At 43.2% G+C, this 20195-nt stretch carries 17 protein-coding genes, 1 tRNA gene and 1 pseudogene; 15 read left to right on the top strand and 4 right to left on the bottom strand.

The annotated features are described in order from the left end of the window. The first annotated feature begins 503 nt into the window (after positions 1-503). The 8 genes and pseudogenes from ACYUCY_RS10220 to ACYUCY_RS10185 all read left to right on the top strand — a co-directional run. Entirely contained in the window at positions 504-1421 is a 918-nt protein-coding gene (locus tag ACYUCY_RS10220) for a hypothetical protein (RefSeq protein WP_460226686.1), read from the top strand. A 284-nt stretch (positions 1422-1705) separates the two neighbouring features. Next, entirely contained in the window at positions 1706-2455 is a 750-nt protein-coding gene (gene tsaB / locus ACYUCY_RS10215) for a tRNA (adenosine(37)-N6)-threonylcarbamoyltransferase complex dimerization subunit type 1 TsaB (RefSeq protein WP_460226385.1), read from the top strand. A gap of 36 nt (positions 2456-2491) precedes the next feature. Then, positions 2492-3295: an undecaprenyl-diphosphate phosphatase gene (locus ACYUCY_RS10210; protein ID WP_460226384.1), complete on the top strand. Its 804-nt coding sequence runs from the start codon at positions 2492-2494 to the stop codon at positions 3293-3295. Positions 3296-3372: 77 nt separating this feature from the next. Then, positions 3373-4257, top strand: a complete 885-nt coding sequence (locus tag ACYUCY_RS10205) for an NAD(P)-dependent oxidoreductase (RefSeq protein WP_460226383.1) — start codon at positions 3373-3375, stop codon at positions 4255-4257. Positions 4258-4375: 118 nt separating this feature from the next. After that, positions 4376-5677 (top strand): M18 family aminopeptidase, encoded by a 1302-nt coding sequence (locus ACYUCY_RS10200; protein WP_460226382.1) that lies wholly within the window; start codon positions 4376-4378, stop codon positions 5675-5677. Positions 5678-5926: 249 nt separating this feature from the next. Further along, positions 5927-6961, top strand: coding sequence for a cyclic nucleotide-binding domain-containing protein (locus ACYUCY_RS10195; RefSeq protein ID WP_460226381.1), 1035 nt, complete (start codon positions 5927-5929; stop codon positions 6959-6961). 339 nt (positions 6962-7300) lie between these two features. Continuing rightward, positions 7301-8308, top strand: a complete 1008-nt coding sequence (locus ACYUCY_RS10190; RefSeq protein WP_460226380.1) for a tryptophan--tRNA ligase — start codon at positions 7301-7303, stop codon at positions 8306-8308. A gap of 818 nt (positions 8309-9126) precedes the next feature. Beyond that, a pseudogene (locus ACYUCY_RS10185) lies at positions 9127-9615 on the top strand (methyl-accepting chemotaxis protein); the annotation flags it as partial. On the opposite strand, the gene bioA reads toward ACYUCY_RS10185, so the two are convergent. Next, positions 9616-10902 carry an adenosylmethionine--8-amino-7-oxononanoate transaminase gene (gene bioA / locus ACYUCY_RS10180; RefSeq protein WP_460226379.1) on the bottom strand — a complete coding sequence of 429 codons (1287 nt, stop codon included), beginning with the start codon at positions 10900-10902 and terminating at the stop codon, positions 9616-9618. It abuts the pseudogene before it with no gap. Between the two features lie 233 nt (positions 10903-11135). Here bioA and ACYUCY_RS10175 point away from each other — a divergent pair, with 233 nt between their 5' ends. Further along, on the top strand, positions 11136-12491 hold the full coding sequence (locus ACYUCY_RS10175; protein WP_460226378.1) for a dicarboxylate/amino acid:cation symporter: 1356 nt from the start codon (positions 11136-11138) through the stop codon (positions 12489-12491). A gap of 51 nt (positions 12492-12542) precedes the next feature. On the opposite strand, the gene ACYUCY_RS10170 is transcribed toward ACYUCY_RS10175, so the two are convergent. Beyond that, positions 12543-13334: a flagellar brake protein gene (locus ACYUCY_RS10170; RefSeq protein WP_460226377.1), complete on the bottom strand. Its 792-nt coding sequence runs from the start codon at positions 13332-13334 to the stop codon at positions 12543-12545. Between the two features lie 517 nt (positions 13335-13851). Here ACYUCY_RS10170 and ttcA point away from each other — a divergent pair. The 4 genes from ttcA (at position 13852) to ald (ending at position 17208) form a co-directional block, all read left to right on the top strand. Next, positions 13852-14781, top strand: a complete 930-nt coding sequence (ttcA, locus tag ACYUCY_RS10165; RefSeq protein WP_460226676.1) for a tRNA 2-thiocytidine(32) synthetase TtcA — start codon at positions 13852-13854, stop codon at positions 14779-14781. Between the two features lie 121 nt (positions 14782-14902). Beyond that, a complete protein-coding gene (locus tag ACYUCY_RS10160; protein ID WP_460226376.1) occupies positions 14903-15277 on the top strand; it encodes a hypothetical protein in 375 nt (124 codons plus the stop codon). Between the two features lie 266 nt (positions 15278-15543). After that, a complete protein-coding gene (locus ACYUCY_RS10155) occupies positions 15544-15921 on the top strand; it encodes a hypothetical protein (protein ID WP_460226375.1) in 378 nt (125 codons plus the stop codon). A 174-nt stretch (positions 15922-16095) separates the two neighbouring features. Next, positions 16096-17208 carry an alanine dehydrogenase gene (gene ald / locus ACYUCY_RS10150; RefSeq protein ID WP_460226374.1) on the top strand — a complete coding sequence of 371 codons (1113 nt, stop codon included), beginning with the start codon at positions 16096-16098 and terminating at the stop codon, positions 17206-17208. Between the two features lie 200 nt (positions 17209-17408). Here ald and ACYUCY_RS10145 read toward each other — a convergent pair. Next, a tRNA-Arg gene (locus ACYUCY_RS10145) sits at positions 17409-17485 on the bottom strand. 240 nt (positions 17486-17725) lie between these two features. Between ACYUCY_RS10145 and arsS the strand changes: the two genes are divergently transcribed. Then, the gene (arsS, locus tag ACYUCY_RS10140; protein ID WP_460226373.1) at positions 17726-18709 is read left to right on the top strand and encodes an arsenosugar biosynthesis radical SAM (seleno)protein ArsS; all 984 of its coding nucleotides are present in this window, start codon (positions 17726-17728) and stop codon (positions 18707-18709) included. A 44-nt stretch (positions 18710-18753) separates the two neighbouring features. Further along, on the top strand, positions 18754-19416 hold the full coding sequence (locus tag ACYUCY_RS10135; RefSeq protein ID WP_460226372.1) for a TIGR04282 family arsenosugar biosynthesis glycosyltransferase: 663 nt from the start codon (positions 18754-18756) through the stop codon (positions 19414-19416). Here the strand turns inward: ACYUCY_RS10135 and ACYUCY_RS10130 are convergent, their stop codons facing one another. After that, the gene (locus ACYUCY_RS10130; RefSeq protein ID WP_460226371.1) at positions 19417-20190 is read right to left on the bottom strand and encodes a flagellar brake protein; all 774 of its coding nucleotides are present in this window, start codon (positions 20188-20190) and stop codon (positions 19417-19419) included. Positions 20191-20195 lie beyond the last annotated feature (5 nt).

Below are 20195 nucleotides of genomic sequence, written 5' to 3'. Positions count from 1 at the left end.
GCGGTCGAAAAATAGCGATCAAATGGAAAATTGCCTCTGAAAACTTTAAACACACCGGATTTGTTTGGAGAAATTGCCAAAAATTGTCAGTTTTTGTTTCTAGAAAAGAGAAAACTACAGTGCAAAGCCATTATTGTTTAAAAATTTACAATGAAAATTGCTTTTCGTCGATTGTGATTATGTGAATTCTAAATGCTGATCGATAAATGAAACGGATAAAATTTTGTGATTAACAGAAAATTAAACCGAGTATTTATGTTTTACGAATAAATAAAAAAACACGAAAAATGAGAAAAATTTGTTTCGAAAAAGGAAAAAAACCTAAAAAAAGCAAAAAAAAACGTAAAAAATCAAAAAAAATGCCTCTTTTTTTAAAAAAACGACTATAAAAGAGTGCAAATGAGTGAATTTTTAAATAATATTCGCTCCGGCGTCATTGACGTTCAGTATTTGTGCTATTGTTTTGAGTGTTAGTTTATCGGCTTAAGTTGAGGAGAAATCAAATGGCTAGAGTGGCAAAGAAAAGAAAAGCTAAGAAGGCACCAGCAAAACGTCGCGTTGCGAAACGCACAGTTGCTAAAAAATCAGTTGCACCTGCGGTAGCGAAAGCTCAAGCAGCGGTAACTAAGTTACAGAAAGAGATCACTGCAGCAGGTAAAGCAGTGGCAGCAGCACGTAAGAAAGCAGCTGCAGCTAAGAAGAAAGCTTCAAAATCTAAAAGTGCTGGCGACAAGCGCACTGCAAAATCAGCTGCTTCAGCGGTAAACAAGGCTGCTACAAAGGCGAAAGGCTTGCGTGGCAAGGCAACTAAAGCGAAAGCGGCACTAGCGAAAGCTAAATCTGCGGCAGCTGTTGTTGCTATTAAAGAAGCAGCAAAAGCTAAAATTGCTAAGTTAGAAGCTAAGAACGAAGCTGATTTGGCTAAAGCGCTAAAAGCGTTTGAAGCTAAATGGAAGAAGAAGCGTTCTGCAGCCCTAGCTAAGAAAGCAAAAGCAGCTGAAAAGAAAGCGGCAGCAAAAGCCAAGGCAGCTCAGAAGAAAGCAGCGGCCAAAGCTAAGATTGCAGCTCGTAAAGCAGCAGCAAAAGCAAAAGTAGCGGCTCGCAAAGCAGCAGCTCGAGCAAAGGCAGCTGAAAAAAGAGCAGCAGCTAAAGCAAAAGCAGCAGCTAAAAGAGCAGCCGCAGCGGCAAAGCGTAAAGCTAAGCCAAAGAAGGCTAAAAAGAAGGTAGCTAAGAAGCCAGCTAAGAAGAAAGTTGCCAAGAAGAAGGTAGCAAAGAAAAAGCCAGCTAAGAAGAAAGTTGCCAAGAAGAAGGTAGCGAAGAAAAAAGTAGCTAAGAAAAAACCAGCGCGTAAAGCAAAAGCCAAAAAGGCTCCAGCTAAGAAGCGTGCAAAAGGTCGCGGTCGTCCAGCTAAGAGGAAGTAGATTCCGGTCTATTTATCTTAGTTAGGCGTGCTTACTACGCTAAAGCAGGTAGTAATACGTTGATCTAATAGTCTAAGCCCCGAGTAGAGTTTCTGCTCGGGGTTTTTTCGTATTGTATCCAGCTGATAAAAGATCGCTATTTAACGAATTTTGATCGCCGAATATTGTGATATTTGAAAATACGATACACTGCCAGTTAAGTGATTCACTATGCATCTATCAGCGTCAAACGTGGATCGCCCCTACTTAATTCATGCATTACATTAAAAAACGATAAATTGCTTATGTCTCAATTGTTGGCAATCGACACTTCAACAGCCGCTTGTTCCGTCGCAATAAGTACCGATGGAAAGGTGGTCGAAGATTTTGTTATCGCACCTCAAGACCATACGCAACGATTATTGCCGATGGTCGACAACCTATTGGCCAGCAAAAATCTGCAATTATCTGACATCGATGCCATTGCATTCACAAATGGGCCGGGCTCATTTACCGGGTTGCGTATTTGTCTCAGCATTGTTCAGGGTTTAGCATTTGGTGCGAATCTCCCGGTAATTCCTATTTCGACTTTGGAAGTTATGGTTGCGGGGGCACAACGTCTGTTAAATCTCGGTGTTCAGCAAAACATATTGCCGATGTTGGATGCTCGAATGGCAGAGGTATATTGGGGTTTGTATAAACCTGCGGATCAAAGTGATCAAGCACCCATTTGTCTTGTCGCCGATAGCGTAAGTTCTTTCAGTGAGGTCATGAAATCGAAAGCCGGAGAATATTTACGCTCTCAACCTTGTCTAGGCCTTGGTGACGGGTGGAATACATTGAATTCTGATATTTCCGGCCAAGGTAATGAAGATACTGCTAGTGCAGATTTAGTGGTACATGGTGATTTCTATCCTCATGCATATGATCTTGCAGTACTCGGACAATTACTCTTCGATCAGGGTAAAGCCATTCCCGTAGATCAAGCCAAACTGAATTATTTGCGAAATGAAATTAGTTGGCAGAAGCGCCAGAAAATCCGAAAAGATCAATAACTCATTCGATTTAACTTTTCCTAGGAGCCTCCAAGCTTGGACTTTTTACATATTGTTGTACTTGCACTCATTCAGGGTTTAACGGAATTCCTACCAATATCAAGTTCAGCGCATCTTGTGCTACCTAAAGAGTTACTTGGCTGGCCGGATCAGGGTTTGGCCTTTGATGTTGCGGTTCACGTGGGCTCCTTAGCGGCGGTGATGATTTATTTTCGCAAAGATGTATGGCAATTATCGACGGCGTGGTTAGTGAGTCTCAAAACCCAAAAGCAAACCGAGAATAGCCGCTTAGCCTGGTTCGTATTTTTAGCCACGATACCAGCCGGTTTGGCGGGGATTATTTTTAACGATTTTGTGGAAGCTCATTTGCGTTCGATGAGCGTTATCATGATAACCACGATCGTTTTCGGTTTGTATTTGGCCTGGGCAGATTATCGAGGGAAACAAAATATAGAGTTGGGCCAAATTACATTGCTGATTGCGATGATTATTGGTGTTTCTCAAGCGCTCGCCCTAATACCTGGCACCTCCCGTTCTGGCATTACAATCGCAGTCGCACTGGCCTTTGGTTTGCAGCGAGAAGCCGCCGCGAAATTTTCATTTTTGTTGTCGATACCGCTAATTGGTGCCACGGGTGTCTATAAGGCTTTAGAATTGGCCAATGGCTTTGATACGCAATGGTCCGAGGTTCTACTTGGCGCATCCATCGCCGGTGTTAGCGCTTATCTGTGCATACATTTTTTCCTAAGTTTTATTCAACGCATTGGTATGATGCCATTTGTTATTTATCGCTTAGTACTTGGATTATTTCTGGCTGGGATTTTAGTTTCCCGGCTATAGCTTTGTTCTCGTCAACGACGAAGCAAAACGCTCAGACTTAATTTATTCTTTCACCGATAATTAAGAGGGAAGGTTTTGTGTCGATAGCAATTGGGTTTGTTGGTTTGGGTGTAATGGGATATCCCATGGCGGGGCACCTACAAAAACATGGTCATCCCGTGACAGTTTTTAATCGTAGCACTAATAGGGCTAAGCAATGGGTTGATGAGTACGGTGGAGCAATGGCTACATCGCCTCGTGAAGTAGCATTAGCGAGCGACGTTATTTTTACTTGTGTTGGCAATGACCATGATTTACGTGACGTGGTTTTAGGGGTGGACGGAGTAGCCCAGAGTATGAGCTCGGGCAATATCTTAGTTGACCACACGACGGTGTCGGCAGGCATTGCTCGGGAATTAAATAATGTTGTGCAGCAGAAGGCTTGCTGCTTCCTCGATGCCCCAGTTTCCGGAGGTCAAAAAGGCGCGGAGAACGCATCGCTTTCTATTATGGTCGGTGGGAAATTAACGGACTATGAAAAGGTCTTGCCGATTCTGGAAGTTTATGCCAAAGCAGTGACCTTAATTGGCGAGGTAGGTAGTGGCCAGTTGTGTAAAATGGCCAATCAAATTTGTATTGCGGGCTTGTTAGAGGGCTTGGCTGAAGCATTGCATTTTATCGATAACGCCAACTTAGATGTTGATAAAGTGCTGTCTGTCATCAGTAAAGGTGCGGCACAATCTTGGCAAATGGATAATCGAGCACAGACCATGGTCAATGATGATTTTGAGCACGGTTTTGCGGTTGACTGGATGCGTAAAGATCTCGCAATTGTTTTAGATGAAGCGCGGACAAATGGCTCGCGTTTACCCGTTACAGCGTTGGTGGATCAGTTTTACTCTGAAGTGCAAGCAATGGGTGGAAACCGCTGGGATACATCCAGTTTGTTAAAGCGCTTAAACACCCCCAACAGACATACTTAAACTACGATAGAGTGAATTTAATATTTGCCAGCGACGACGCATTACATTCAGAGCGGCAAAAATTTTCTATTGCACCAACTAATAAAGATATTAACGATGAGAGTCGGATAGCAAAACCATGAAAATAAAAGAATTTAATACCGGTCTATTAGACTTTATTCAGTCATCGCCGAGTCCCTTTCATGCCGTCGAAAGTATGATAGAAAAGCTCGAAAATAAGGGGTTTCAGCGCTTAAATCCGAGTCAAAAATGGACTTTGAAAAAGGGCCAAGGTTATTTTCTTACGCGCAATGATTCGAGTCTTGCTGCATTTGTTTACGGTCGCGAAAATATTGTTGAATCGGGTATTCGATTGGTAGGGGCGCATACTGATAGCCCTTGTTTGCGCGTTAAACCCAACCCGACGATAAAACAGAAAAACTGCTTACAAGTGGGAGTGGAGATATACGGTGGGGTTTTATTAAGTACCTGGTTTGATCGCGACCTTTCGCTCGCCGGTCGAGTGAGTTTTACCCAAACCGACGGTACAGTGACGAGCCGTTTAATCGATTTTAAAAAAGCAATAGCCGTAGTACCAAGCCTCGCCATTCACCTCGATCGCGAAGTCAATAACGCGCGGAAAATTAATCCGCAAACTGAATTACCCCCGCTGCTTGCGAACATTAACGCGTCTGAAAAATTGGAATTAAACGAAATATTAAAAACACAGTTAATAAATCAATTCCCCGAAATAGAGATAGATACGATTCTCGATTTTGAGTTGAGCTTTTACGATACTCAAGCTCCAGCAGTCATTGGATTAAACGATGATTTTATTGCAAGTGCGCGTTTAGATAATTTGGCGAGTTGTTATATCGGTTTGCAAGCGTTGCTTGAAGGCGGTGATCAGTTTTCCAGTGTACTTATCTGCACGGATCATGAAGAAGTGGGTAGCCAGTCTTCTTCTGGTGCCCAGGGCCCTTTCTTAAAGGATTTACTCACTCGAATTATTCCTGATTCCGAAGAAAGAATACGTTGTATCGAAAATTCATTGTTAATTTCCGCCGATAATGCTCATGGGATTCACCCCAATTACATGGACAAACATGATGGCAATCACGGCCCACTCATTAACAAAGGACCGGTTATAAAAATTAACGCCAATCAACGATATGCGACTAATAGCGAAACGAGTGCTTTGTTTAAGAATCTATGCAATATGGCAGATGTTTCTGTGCAAAGTTTCGTGATGCGCGCCGATATGGCCTGCGGCAGCACAATAGGGCCAATCACGTCGAGCGTTGTTGGCGTCGCGACAATCGATGTGGGTATTCCTACCTTTGCAATGCACTCGATTAGAGAATTGGCAGGTTACTTCGATAGCTACGCTCTTTATCAGGTTTTGTTACGGTTTCACGGACTGGATCAACTTCGAATTTAGACCGCGTTCACATACGCGCTCACTCCTCGCTGAGACTTTCGGTAATTTAAGCTAGAGTTAGCTCAACGATAGTTAATTTTACCTTTAGCGTTTTAACACCACTGATACTCTGTATTTACGCCTCATTCTGCTTAGTTTCTAAAGTAAGCAAAGCGTATCTATTTATAAGCTTTTGCTTCGAACATAAAGCTAGTGTAAAACACGATGTTATTCGGTGGTCTAAAGCGAAAGTTTTTAGGAGTTCCTCACATGACGGTTTCCACTGCGCTGTTACAAACATATAGTCCATTTGATAGTTTGGATACGGCGAAAATCGAACAAATGGCTGCCTATGCCCGCGTTGAGAAATTGCCCAAAGGCACTTTTATTGTTAAACGTGGTAAAGATATTGGCGCGATAACTTATTTGGTGTCTGGTCATGTCGATTTGGTCGACGCCTCGTTCAATAATGATGAAATAAAATGTGAAGGTGATCGACGCCGTTTTCCCCTCGTGGAATCCTCTCCTTCAGCGGTTTCAGCAATGAGTAAATCTGATGTTGAGGTTCTCATTGTGGAGCACGATGCATTTGAACTCATGAAGGCCTGGGAGCAAGAAAGCCGTCAAATGCCTGCAATGTCAGATCATGTTTTAGGCGCAGGAGGAGAGAATGAAGATTGGATGGTAAGCCTTTTAGACTCGCCATTATTTTCCCAGATTCCACCTTCACAATTACAATTATTATTTGCGCGTTTTGAACCAATAGAGTTTGAGGAAGGTGAAACTGTTATTAAAGAAAATAGTCAGGGTGATTATTTTTATGTGATTGAGTCTGGTCGAGCAAGGGTTGAAACACAACTCGAAGGAGAGGTCGCAAGCCTAGACGCGGGTAAATATTTTGGCGAGGAAGCGTTAGTTGGTGAAACAATTCGTAACGCTACCGTCGTTATGACCACTCCGGGCGTTCTCATGCGTCTTGATAAAGCAGATTTTCGCACACTCCTACAAGAACCTTTGATTCGCTACATCAATAGCCAACAGTTAACTAAGCACTCAAGTAATGGCGAAGACTATCAGCTCCTTGATGTTCGCCTGCCTCTCGAACATCGAAAACTACATGTTAAAGACAGTATGAATATCCCTTTGTTTTCCCTTCGCAAACGACTCGACGAACTTGATAAAAGTGCTGTTTATGTGTTGACTGATGACGCGGGTAAACGCAGTGAAGTCGCGGCGCATTTGCTTTGCCAGGCGGGTTTTACGACATATATTCTGGAAAACTCCTACAAGCATTATTTGATGTAAACCTTCGAATCGAACTAATTATCGTTAGTGAAAACGCGCTGGTCTAAAAGATTAGTCGAGTTTTCCTTGGTCATGCCCACGATCCCAGATAACTTACTTAATGAGTAAGTTATCTACTTTCACCCCCTTTCGAAATTATCTTATAGAGTTTATTGATACGCCCAATCCCTGTATCATGGCCGCCGTTTTGGTGTTAAGGCTGCGGTAGGTAGAGATGATTTTCGGTTCTCCGCGTCATTTTTAATCTAGGTATTGTTTCGGGGTTATAGCTTCGGAGTAACGGCTTCGGGCTAACAGCTTCGAGGAGCAGCCTTCGATAATTTTCAATTGTGAGTATTTATGGAATCTCAACGTATTTTGACGGGTATAACCACGACGGGTACTCCTCACCTCGGTAATTATGTTGGCGCGATTCGTCCCGCTATTGAGGCCAGTCGTAATTCGCAAAATACTTCGTTTTTTTTCCTCGCTGATTTTCACGCACTCATCAAATGCCAAGATCCAAAACTTATTCAGCAATCGACGAAGGAGATTGCTGCTACTTGGTTGGCTGCCGGTTTAGATCCCGACAAGGTTGTGTTTTATCGACAATCTGATATTCCCGAAATTCCAGAATTGTGTTGGATATTGAATTGTATGGCCGCAAAGGGCTTGATGAATCGAGCGCATGCTTACAAAGCTGCAGTAGCGGCTAATGAGGAAGCGAAAGAAGATACAGACTACGGAATTACCATGGGTTTATACGACTACCCTGTACTAATGGCGGCCGATATTTTGATGTTTAATGCCAGCCAAGTTCCGGTCGGGAAGGATCAGATTCAACATGTAGAAATGGCTCGCGATATTGCGGCACGATTTAATTTTCATTATGGAGAACATTTTCAATTGCCAACTGCCGTTGTTGAGGACAAGGTTGCGATACTTCAAGGTTTAGATGGCCGAAAAATGAGTAAGAGTTACAACAATACAATTCCGTTATTTCTGAACGAGAAAAAGCTGAAAAAACATATTAATAAAATCAAGACCAATTTGTTAGAGCCCGGTGAAGCCAAAGATCCAGATACGTCAACGGTATTTCAAATTTGGCAGGCATTCGCAAATGAACAACAAAGCGCTGAGATGCGCAAAGAATTTGAGCGTGGGATCGCTTGGGGCGAAGCCAAATCCCGCCTTTTCGAATTGATCAATAGTGAAGTCAAAGATATGCGTGAGCGTTATGAGGGCTTGTTAGAGACCCCTAACGAAATCGAAGCTGTCCTCCAGGCAGGCGCTGAAAAAGCCCGTGCTTACAGTCAACCTTTTCTGAAACAACTTCGAGCCGCTGTGGGCATTTCACCAATAGTTTAAGAGCATATAACGCGGCGCTCTTTGAAGAATTCTTTTTAGTCTTCTTTCATTCCATTGCTTGCCATTGTTTCTTGGCAGTCTATCAACTTGCACCCCCCTCTTTATTTTGATTGGCGTATTTCTAAGATGCGGTCTAATCTTTTTACACATACCATTATTTTTATATGAACTAAGTGTTTTGTGCGTGTGATTTTTGGCGCTGACACGCATTTGCCAAAATTTACATGAGATAAGGAAATATGGGGCCATCAATAATACGAAATAGCATCCAAATGTCGCTTTGGTTGATCCTGATCGCCTCTGTGTACCTAATTAATAATACTCATGTGATTGCCGGCATCGCAGTGGCTTTCGCCCTCATTCAGTTATCAATTTTGGTGCATTGGTATCCCATGAGTAATGATTCAGCGGCGTCTTCCAGTGTGCAAGTCGAAGATGAAGCAGACCTTGAGCGCCAGAAATTCAATGATTTTCAAAGCAGTATCGCGAAAACTTGTAATGATCTTTCCGAGCTCGCCAAGCAGTCCAACGCCATCGTTCAGGGCGATATGAGTAAACTTGTCGATAGCTTTAAAGGTTTGAATGACAAAACCTCTGTTGAAAGAGACCTGATCATAAAAATAGTCGGCCAGGTGTCGGAACTAGAATGTTTCGATGAAGACATTAATAGCAAGCGCGTTACGATAAAAATGTTTGCCAACGAAGTTGGTAATATTCTGGATCGATACGTTAAGCTTTTTGCAGATATGAGCGAACGAAGCGTTACCGGAGTTAACAAAATTCGCGACATGGTGGAACAGCTTGATGGAATGTTTAGCCTAATTAATGATATTCGGGGTATCGCCGATCAAACCAATTTGCTGGCATTAAATGCCGCAATTGAAGCAGCTCGAGCTGGTGAAGCGGGCAGGGGCTTTGCGGTTGTTGCGGATGAAGTGAGAAAACTCTCGCAGGATTCAAATGCACTAAGTGATCAAATTCGTGAACGCGCTGAAGGGGCAAAGTCGAGAATTACCAATGTAGAAGCGGTCGTGACGGAGATCGCCTCATTGGATACCAATATCGCGATAGATGCGAAAGCCCAGATCGACTACATGATTCGCGAATTAGAAACCGCAAATGTGAGTATTCTTGAAGATGTAAAAGATGTCTCGAACATTAGCGAGGGGATTGCCCAAGATGTGAGTATGGCGATGTCGGCTCTACAGTGCGCGGAAAAAATAGAACAAGTGAATGCGCAAATTCAAACGATGGGCGAATCAATTCAACGCGAACTCAAAGCCAATTCTTCTAAGTCCGCATATTGATTAAGTATGTTCGGAAATAGCATTTATAATTGCTACTGCAACTGTTTCTAGTTCTGAATCGGTGATGATATACGGTGGCATTACGTAAGCTAATTTCCCGAACGGTCTGATCCAAACGCCTTGTTCCACACAAGCGCTTTGAAAACGCTCAATATTAATCGCTTCGTGAAACTCTACGACGGCAATTCCCCCAAGTGCCCTTACTTCGGCAACGCTATCGAATGCCCGACAAGGCGCTAACAGGGTGCTGAGTTTCTTTTCTATTTCTAACACTCTGTTTTGCCAAGAAGATGACAATAATAATCTCGTGCTGGTGATAGCTACAGCACAAGCCAAAGGGTTCGCCATAAACGTAGGGCCGTGCATTAATATTCCCGCTTCCCCTTGGCAGATACCCGCGGCAACTTTTTCGCTACACAAGGTCGCTGCGAGACTCATATAGCCTCCTGTTAAGGCTTTTCCAACACACATAATGTCCGGCTCACAATCGGCGTGTTCGCAAGCGAATAGCTTGCCGCTGCGACCAAAGCCTGTCGCGATTTCGTCAGCGATCAGTAACACCTCAAAACGGTCTGCGAGTTCCCTAATTCGCTTTAAATAGCCCGGAGCATAAAATCGCATACCACCCGCCCCTTGCACAACAGGTTCTAAAATAATCGCAGCGATATCAGCATGATTGTTCAATATGGTTTCAATTTCGTTGAGATAGGTTTCGGAGATGGGTAAGTCGAACCCCATCGGTGGTGCAGGTGCGAAATGCTGTTGTGGGAATACATCGTTAAATAAAGTATGCATACCATTAACCGGATCGCAAACCGACATGGCGGCAAAGGTATCACCATGATAGCCATTGCGAATACTCAACACCCGGTTCTTTCCTCTGTGGCCTTTCGATATCCAATATTGAAAAGCCATCTTCATCGCTACTTCAATCGCGACGGAACCTGAATCAGAAAAAAATACTTTCGTAAGCGTTGTTGGTGTTATTTCAATTAACAATTCCGCGAGTTCAGCAGCGGGCTGATGAGTTAAGCCGCCAAACATAACGTGAGACATGTTATTTAGTTGCGAGATAATCGCGCGATTTAATTTCGGATGATTGTAGCCGTGGATTGCGCACCACCAAGATGACATCGCATCTATCACTCTTTCACCGGACTTAAAGTTTAAATAAACCCCTTCTGCTGAATCGACAACATAAGGTGATGGTGAGGAGGGGGTCGCAGAGTAGGGATGCCAAATATGCTGGTGATCAATCTCAAGGATATTCTCTAAGTTTAAAGTCATTGCGCAGTTTTCTACATTTAGCCACAGATCGAGTATTCTAAAGCATTGACATAAATTGGCATCAATAATTAAAAGTGAAATGGCTTTTCGCTCAATTTCGGGAAGAAATATATCGAAAAAATCTATAATCTACGGCCAAGTTGATCTTCATCTAAATTGCCTACGTCATTTCGAGTTATAAATGATAACCGAGAGAGAGGTAGGGAAATCAAATTTTAGAGAGTGGCATAACTATGACGAATGGAAATGAGTTTTACCGTCAGCCCTTCAAAATGCTCAGCAAACGACTGGAAAATTTAGTTGAAGGTCGATTATGGCTTAAAGTGCTGATTGGACTTGGCCTGGGTATATTGCTGGGAATTTTACTTGGGCCCAACGTGGGACTGGTTTCCGAAACTAAAGTCAATACGATCACAGCATGGCTGGCATTACCTGGACAAGTATTCTTGGCGCTGATTCAAATGATTGTTGTGCCGCTGGTGTTGGCGTCGATCGTACTTGGTTTAGCTGCGAACAATAACCCCGACGCACTAAAGAAAATTGGCGTTATCGCCTTAGTATTCATTTTATTTACCACCGCTTGCGCTACGGCCACAGGAATAGGTTTGGCACAACTTATTCAGCCGGGTAAGTATATTCAGATGAGTGATTTTGTGGAAGTTTCAACAGGGGCTCTGCCTTCTGCCACAGAAGCCTCTAACTTTCCTAATATCGCCGATGTCCCGCAAAAAGTCCTGTCTCTAGTTCCAACAAATCCCTTGGCCTCAATGGTCAGCGGAGAAATGTTGCAAGTGATTTTATTTGCCGCAGTCCTCGGTTTTGCTTTGCTCTCTATTAAACCGAAACAAGCTCAACCCCTTTTTGATTTGCTTGGAGCATTACAGGAAGTCAGTATGCGTGTCGTGTCATGGGCAATGCGATTAGCACCTTTGGCTGTGTTTGGTTTAATCACCAAATTGGTCGCTACCTTGGGGATGGAAGTGTTAGCTGGGATGCTTATTTATGTGCTGACGGTGATGTTGGGGTTGCTCGTTATCGTTGTGTTGTATTGCCTTATCGCACGTTTGGCAAGTGATATGAGTACGAAAAAATTTATAGCAAGCGTAAAAGAGTTATTACTTTTGGCATTTTCGACCAGTAGCTCGGCCGCTGTAATGCCACTTTCCTTACGAGTTACTGAAAACGATTTGAAAATCAGACCGGGTATTGCTCGATTTTTAATTCCACTAGGAGCAACCATAAATATGACCGGAACTGCGCTATACCAAGGTGTAGCGACGGTTTTTTTGGCACAAGTATTTAACGTTGAGCTGTCTTTTGTTAACTATCTTTTTGTTATTTCAATGGCGGTTGCCGCCTCCATCGGTTCGCCTGCTACTCCTGGTGCGGGTATTGTCATTTTGAGTTTTGTTTTGGAGGGAGTCGGAATTCCTGCGGCTGGAGTCGCATTATTACTTGGCGTCGATCGAATTTTAGATATGTGCCGAACGTCTGTGAACGTACTAGGTGATGTCGTTACGTGTATTGTGGCAGAGCGTTTTTATTCTGCTCAAAATCAAGATGAAGTTTTATCGCAAGATGCGATTTAGCATTAAACATCCACGCTAACGCGGCTGGGGTTGAAGCCGCGTGCCTGTGTTTTAGTTCAATACCGCGTTACTGAATTTGTTTTGCTTACTACTTTGAAATTCAACAAATCGTTGGAGGCGCAATTTTTGTTGTGCTTCTAAGTTATTAAACTCCAGACTAACTCGTGTATGTTGATAGGGTTGCCGACAATATTGAAAGGATTTTACTGTTGTCGAACATCGAATACTGATTTCAGTGCCGATATTGATTTCGCATTTAGGGAAAACGCAGTTTCGGCTAAGTTGATCACTAACATTGCCCCCAATCGCCACCCTAAGTCCACCAGCGGAAAGATTAATTGGAAATGCAGCCCATGGTGTTTTCTTGGGAGACAAAATCTTTGTTCGAACTCCGCTCGTTTGTTGTAGAGATGTTCGAGGAAACGAGCGGCGTTGGCGAATGCCGATGTCGTAGGGGAGCTCTATTGCGTACAGTAAGCCCGCGTTGTCCGTCAACACAGATTTTAATTCGCCGCTGCAAGCAATTACTTGACCTTGCTCATGATGACTAAGACTTAGCCTTTCTCCTACGATAACGGGGTTGAAGGGGTTCATCGGAATAAGTGTATCGAGATAGAGCAATTGATTTTCGAGATCGATATCCACGATCATGCTTTGATAACTATTGGGGTGTTTGCCTCCTTCGACATTCACTTCTACCAGCTGCCTTTTTTTCTGCAAGCCTAGCAGAGTGTGATAAGAGGGCGGCGTGAAAAAATCAATTTGCGACTTGTTTGACACGCCGAATTGTTCGTTTTTATCGCGCCAGAAAAACTTATTAAGAGGTGACTGCACTTGACTCATTGTTTATCGATTTCCCGTGGTTCTTTAACCTTAGATCTATACCCTAGCGATAGCTATCAGATTGCTGTCGCTAATTATCGACGAGTCAGAATGTGTTCCGACTAGTCCCTTGTTTGTGTCCACCTAGCTAGTAGAGCAAGGCTTATGCCAAGGCTGAGACCTCTATTTATGGGCCCTCGGGAGGTTAGAGCAGGCAAGATATTGCCGGTGATGCTGGCAAATAAGTACCCAATTGCCTATTGGAGCGGTAAAGCTTGATGGCTTGATGCTTTCTCACCGCTGTCTGCGCAGTCGCCAGAATGAGTTGCCCCGAAGAAGTGTTTTAACTTAGTCCCAAACCACTTAAAATGCCCGGCTTTACGTCTATCACTAATGCAGCCATTTGCGATCATCTATCTAATTCACGCCACTTGATCCGGCTGATTTTTCGCATAGTGACTGCTGTTCTGGACGATTCATTAAATAATTAAAAGCATGAGTATTTTAAGGTATGAGTAATTCAAGCCTGTCAAACGACATCGAATCGCTAGGGCCGCGAAATCGCTTGGAGTTCAATAAGTTGCAAAAGCGGCTGCGCCGCCATGTTGGCTCAGCGATTATTGATTACAAGATGATTGAAGATGGCGACAAGGTGATGGTTTGTCTGTCTGGCGGCAAAGATTCTTATTGTATGTTGGATGTCCTAATTGGTTTGCAGAAAACGGCGCCGATTAACTTTGAATTAATTGCCGTAAACATGGATCAGAAGCAGCCGGGTTTTCCCGAACATGTTTTACCCGAATACCTCAAGGCATTGGGTGTTCCTTATCATATTGTAGAGCGAGATACCTACAGCATAGTGAAAGATAAGATACCAGAAGGCAAAACGACGTGTGGTTTGTGTTCCCGTTTAAGGCGCGGGACTTTATATGGTTTTGCAGAAGAAATCGGTGCGACGAAGGTTGCGTTGGGCCATCACAAAGACGATATTGTCGAAACCTTATTCTTGAATTTATTTTATGGCGGGCGCCTAAAAGCGATGCCGCCAAAGTTGCTCTCCGATGATAAAAGAAACATTGTTATCCGACCTTTAGCGTATTGCCGTGAAAAAGATTTGACGGAATACTCGAAATATAAACAATTTCCAATTATTCCTTGCAATCTCTGCGGTTCCCAGGAAAATCTGCAACGGCAAGCCATCAAGCAAATGTTGAGCGGGTGGGAAAAGAGCAATCCTGGAAGGACAGAAACCATCTTCTCGGCCTTACAAAAAGTATCCCCTTCTCAATTAGCTGACGTGAATTTATTTGACTTTAGTAGCTTGGTGATTGATCGCAGTGGGGAGCCGAAAGAATCATCTTTTAAAAAAGAACAATTTATTGATGCTGCCAATAACCTGGATGACAATGAGAAAATTTTGCGGCAAGATCTCGCTGCCAATCTCATTAAGCTACATAACTTGAATTAGTGGTTTGTAGGAAGGAATCGATCAACAATTGGATAGATCTGAATTATTTGTTAGTGGGTAATAAGTTCTCTGTAAGGCTGTTAAAAATATAAAATCATAGCCAAGCATTTGTGGGGATAGTGTGGGTACAAATCAATTTGAAGTAATTTACATCGATAATTTCGAAGACTTATTGTCTGCTGATTTATTTCGTGACCAAGTTAGAAAACGCTTTAAACTAAAAACAGAAGAAATAGCCCGAATGTCGTCAGGGTTGCCGGTTGTCGTTAAAAGAAACCTGAGTTATGAACAAGCAAACCTATACCGTTCGGCGATTCGAAGTGCCGGCGGTGTTTGTTGGATTCAAGAGCGAGGTCCCAACGGGAAATACTCAGAAAGAAGACGAACTAAGCGACGTGAAAATTTAGATCGTCGTACCTGTTACAGAGCATCCTCCACCTTTCCTGATCGCCGTCGCAGCTGCGGTAGGCGTGGTTCCGACCAGCATTTTCGTTAAGCGACTGCGGCTCTTGTACTGCCTTTGGGATAACCACTTATGTCAAGCAAGTGGTTTTTTCGGCTATAAGTTAGTTATAAAATATTTACTTCCTGTCAAAATTTTGTCACAACAATAATTCTGTTTGGCCACCTTTATTTTTCCGCAAACCCTCCTATGCTGATAATTAAAGCTGAGCAACTTCAAGTAAACCGCATGCTATTGGTCATGATTCTTTGGTCAGCTGAATAATTGTTTAAATGAATATGTTTTAGGTAGAGGTGTCGATGGCTTTCGCAGAATTCGAAGTGGTTTACGTTGATAAAACCACATCGCCGATGGACTCGGCGGCGATACAACGTAATCTAAAAGAAATTTTTGGACTAAATTTTAGTACGCTGGAACGAATCTCAACCGGCGAACCGGTGGTTATTAAAAGAAAAATAAATTTTGATGAGGCTTCCCGATATCAAGCAGCGGTAAAACGCGCAGGCGGGATTGCTTGGGTGCAAGAGCTGGATGAAAACGGCATGCATCGAGAGCGCAGGCAAAGTAATCGTAGGCAAAAATTTGATCGAAGGGCGATTTATCGCGCTTCTTCAGTACAGCCTGATCGGCGGCAATCCTGTGGACGCCGAAGTAGCGACCAACACGCGCGACACTAACAATCCTGTTTCGCCTAAATCGCAATAATTCGAAAATATTTGGCGATTTTGTGCCTTGTATTTTCTTGTTACTTCAATCTCATCTCTTGAAAAACTATTGAGGAAGAACTATTTTGCAACGTCTTGTTTAAGTTTTTGAACAAACTGTTCTGAAACATCAACGAGGAGTGATTTATGCGAATAGGTGTTCCGAAAGAAATTAAGAATCATGAGTATCGAGTAAGCTTGTTGCCGGAACATATTGCGGTATTGAGCGCTAGCGGTCACGAATGCCGAGTTGAAATTGATGCAGGTGCGGCAATTGGATATGACGACCAGCAATACCGAAACGCCGGTGCAATTATTGTTAAGGACGGCAAAACTGTTTATAGCGAATCGGAACTCATCGTAAAAGTAAAAGAACCACAAGCTCTTGAGTGCGAGTGGTTGAATCAAAACCATATTCTATTTGGATTTCTGCATCTGGCAGCGAACTTGGAACTGGTTCAGGCCTTACAGCAGTCAAAGGCCAGCTGCATTGCTTATGAGACTGTCAGCGATGCAGCGGGCCACCTCCCTCTATTGACCCCGATGTCAGAAATCGCGGGAAGAATGTCAATACAAGCCGCAATTCATCATCTCGAAAACCCCCAGGGCGGAAGGGGGGTATTGCTTGGTGGTGTGCCAGGGGTTGCACCAGCGAAAGTGCTGATAATTGGTGGCGGTGTGGTGGGAACCCAGGCGGCGGCAGTCGCTGTGGGTCTAGGTGCGGATGTTACTGTTTTAGATCGTTCAATACCGCGTTTACGCGAACTCCAGGAATTGTTCTCAGGGCGAGTAAAAACCCTTGCAGCCCATGCGTATTTAATTGAACAAGAAATTATCGATGCCGATGTGGTGATTGGTGCAGTGCTTGTTTCAGGAGCAAAAGCGCCTAAAGTCATAAGTCGAAAAATGATAAGAAAAATGAAATCGGGCTCTGTAATTGTCGACGTTGCCATCGATCAAGGTGGATGTTTTGAAACGTCAAAGCCGACAAACCATGATGCCCCGACATTCGTTGTAGATGGCGTCATTCATTACTGCGTTGCTAATATTCCCGGCGCGGTAGCGCTTAGCGCAACTCAAGCGCTCACTAATGCAACCTTCCCGATGGTCGCAATGATCGCCAATTTAGGCCTTGAGAAAGCTTTAGATAATCCAGGTCTGGCCAGCGGATTAAATATTTACCAAGGCAAATTATTGTCCCGCGAAGTTGCCGAATCATTGAACTTACCCCATACAAAATTTGGGCAAATATTCGCTTAGTTCGAGAAATTGTCCTTATCAAAGCGATTGAAAATCGCCCTCCTTAGAGCCATGAAATGGCGTCCCCGGCAGGGTGAAGCGAATGGTTTAGCGAATTGAAAATTCGCGTGAGCGCAACGCCGACAATTTATAATTGTTGGCCGGCATTCCTGTCGGAAGGTAAAGAGCGATTGAAAATCGCCCTCCTTAGAGCCATGAAATGGCGTCCCCGGCAGGAATCGAACCTGCAACCTACGCCTTAGGAGGGCGTCGCGCTATCCTATTGTGCCACGGGGACGAGGGCGGAAAGTATAACAAGGCGCGAACTTTTCATCCATTTTGCGTGTCCATGCGTAACCTATTGGCGAAGCCTCTCGTATTTAAGGAGGTTCGTCATTAACTAGAGCTAGCTTGGGAAAGCCTGTATCCTCGCATCTGGATTTCCACAGCAATTTTCGTCGATGCTTAAAACAACGGAGATGAATTAATTTTCGTGTTTTATAGTTTCAATTCCAATAATCAAAAAAGATAAAAGTTTATGTTAGATACGGAACCACTGTTACGTGAAACTTCCTTTCCTTCGATTCAACGTGGAACGCTCACCACGTTACAAGTTAATTTGGGTTACTTGTGTAACTTGAGTTGCACCCATTGTCATGTGAACGCTGGTCCGAAAAGAACCGAATTAATGACCAAGGAAAACATTGACAAGGTTATCGAGTGCTTACGAACAAAAAATGTAAAAGTATTGGACGTTACCGGTGGTGCACCCGAGATGAATCCCCATTTTAAATATTTGGTCAGTGAAGCGCGAAAGTTGGATGTGCAGGTAATTGATCGTTGTAATTTAACAGTTTTACTGGAGCCAGGTTTTGAAGAAATGGGGAAATTTTTGGCGGAGCACAAGGTTGTCATTTCTGCGTCGCTACCGTGTTATACGGAACAAAATGTGACAGAACAGCGGGGCAAAGGAGTATTTGAACAGTCGATTGCGGCCTTGCAATATTTAAATAATTTGGGATATGGGCAAGGTGATCCAGACCTACAATTACATTTAGTTTATAACCCTAACGGCACCTTTCTTCCACCACCTCAGGAGTCATTACAGCAAGACTATAAACGTGAACTTCTAAAAGACTACGGCATTACTTTTGATGAATTACTGACAATTACCAATATGCCAATAAGTCGTTTCGGTGGTATGTTGTTGGCGAAAAATTTGTATGCCGAATATATGCAGCTTCTCAAGGATAATTTTTCTGATGCCAATTTAGCCAATGTCATGTGTCGCTCGTTGATCAGTGTTGATTGGCAAGGGTACATTTATGATTGTGATTTCAATCAAATGTTAAATTGGCCGATTCCGAATCATAATAATGAAATGATCGGTTCTGATAAAATTCGCCTTCATATCTCCGATCTTTTTTCTGACCATGATTTACCTAAAGATATTGTCATTGGTGAGCATTGCTATGGATGTACGGCGGGGCAGGGTAGTAGTTGTAGTGGTGCTTTGAACTAAGCATTAGCGATACTAAAAACTAATCGTTCTCGCAGAAAAATTCTATGTCGTCGTTTTTTTTTCCTCAATTTTGTGTCTTACAGTTTTCAAAGTCACCACATCTCGGCAAAGTTAAAACTCGCCTTGCGCCCGCCTTAACTGAAGAGCAACGAAATATACTTCATTCAAAAATGACGCAATGGGTTTGCTCTCAAGTCAATGCGTCAAAACTCGCGGAGCATCAATTATGGGTTGACGGAGATTTGAATCATCCTCTATTTACAGAGCTTTGTGAGCAATATGGTTTGAATTGCTTTCAACAGGAAGGAGAGAGCTTGGGACAAAAAATGTTTGCCGCGTTAAGCAAAAATATTCAAGTATTTCAGGGTGTTTTTTTGATTGGTAGCGACTGTCCATTTTTGTTGCCGGAGTTTTTGTTGTCGGCGATGAAAGCACTGCAAGATAGTGATGCGGTAATCGCCCCCGCATGTGATGGTGGTTATGTTTTACTAGGGCTAAAAACTGCGCCAATTAGCGTCTTTAGCGATATGCCCTGGGGTGGACCTCAGGTTTGTGAGCTAAGCTTACAACGTCTGAAGAGTTTGCAACTGAAGGTCGTTGAACTACCTACATTAACTGATATTGATAGACCAGAGGATCTGCGAAGCTTATCAACTGAAGGTTTGCCAGAGGAGCTAAGAGCGTTTAGCGCTTTCGGAAAAAACTAACTACTTAAACCCGTCTTTTAATGTTTCTGTTCTACGAAGTTTTTGCTGCAATTGTAATACGCACTTTGTTATCAGGCGTTCATTTTTATCTGATAAGTCAGTAAATATTATGCCGCATCGAACCAGAGGATTTTTATTCACTTTGCGGGCGTTCATAATTTCAATCGAGCAATTTATGTTGAGCATCTCCGGAATTTCAATCGAGCAATTTTTGATTGTCATCCCTTTCTTTAGGGTCGCCTTTTTATCAATCGAAAATTCACAACCGAAGCCAGTATTTGAAAGGTCTAGAAGTCTGCCGGAAATAGGCGCGTCGGAATCGGGTAAGGTGTAGGAAATTTTGGCACCTAAGATTCTCGGTACCAAGGTTCTAAATGACTGGCGTCGTTGCTGATAGGTAATCGTCCTGGGGAAATGCAATGCAATTCCTTTGTTGCCAGCTAGGATACTTGGAATCGCTGCTTCAGTTTGTGTGTCGATTTGACAGCCGCTTAATATAGCCGGTACGCCATTACACAAACCAATAATAGAAAACTCATGATTCTGAAATAATAAATGGTTCCCATCAGACGGGTGTAGTTTATCAATATGAAAGACCCCACGCTTAGGATCACATGAGACAATAATTGAGGTATACAGTTTTTCTAAGCGTTGAAATTCGACGCTAAGTAAAGAGTGTTCGCTTTGCATTGCTCTAACAATTCGATAGATGTCTGCATCTTCGTGAAAGGTTGTAACGAGTTCGTCAGAGCTCAGGTCATCAGTATTTTTCATGAAAG

Source organism: Aurantivibrio infirmus (genome assembly GCF_054767315.1).
The sequence above is the reverse complement of the archived record's forward strand: the minus strand, read 5'-3'. Positions and strand labels throughout refer to the sequence as shown.

Bases quoted from the DNA above. Each gene is read 5' to 3' on its own strand.
- ald (WP_460226374.1), top strand. From the start codon at position 16,096: ATGCGAATAGGTGTTCCGAAAGAAATTAAGAATCATGAGTATCGAGTA.
- ACYUCY_RS10220 (WP_460226686.1), top strand. From the start codon at position 504: ATGGCTAGAGTGGCAAAGAAAAGAAAAGCTAAGAAGGCACCAGCAAAA.
- ACYUCY_RS10175 (WP_460226378.1), top strand. From the start codon at position 11,136: ATGACGAATGGAAATGAGTTTTACCGTCAGCCCTTCAAAATGCTCAGC.
- ACYUCY_RS10135 (WP_460226372.1), top strand. From the start codon at position 18,754: ATGTCGTCGTTTTTTTTTCCTCAATTTTGTGTCTTACAGTTTTCAAAG.
- ACYUCY_RS10195 (WP_460226381.1), top strand. From the start codon at position 5,927: ATGACGGTTTCCACTGCGCTGTTACAAACATATAGTCCATTTGATAGT.
- ACYUCY_RS10130 (WP_460226371.1), bottom strand. From the start codon at position 20,190: ATGAAAAATACTGATGACCTGAGCTCTGACGAACTCGTTACAACCTTT.
- ACYUCY_RS10200 (WP_460226382.1), top strand. From the start codon at position 4,376: ATGAAAATAAAAGAATTTAATACCGGTCTATTAGACTTTATTCAGTCA.
- ACYUCY_RS10190 (WP_460226380.1), top strand. From the start codon at position 7,301: ATGGAATCTCAACGTATTTTGACGGGTATAACCACGACGGGTACTCCT.
- bioA (WP_460226379.1), bottom strand. From the start codon at position 10,902: ATGACTTTAAACTTAGAGAATATCCTTGAGATTGATCACCAGCATATT.
- tsaB (WP_460226385.1), top strand. From the start codon at position 1,706: ATGTCTCAATTGTTGGCAATCGACACTTCAACAGCCGCTTGTTCCGTC.
- ACYUCY_RS10170 (WP_460226377.1), bottom strand. From the start codon at position 13,334: ATGAGTCAAGTGCAGTCACCTCTTAATAAGTTTTTCTGGCGCGATAAA.
- ACYUCY_RS10155 (WP_460226375.1), top strand. From the start codon at position 15,544: ATGGCTTTCGCAGAATTCGAAGTGGTTTACGTTGATAAAACCACATCG.
- arsS (WP_460226373.1), top strand. From the start codon at position 17,726: ATGTTAGATACGGAACCACTGTTACGTGAAACTTCCTTTCCTTCGATT.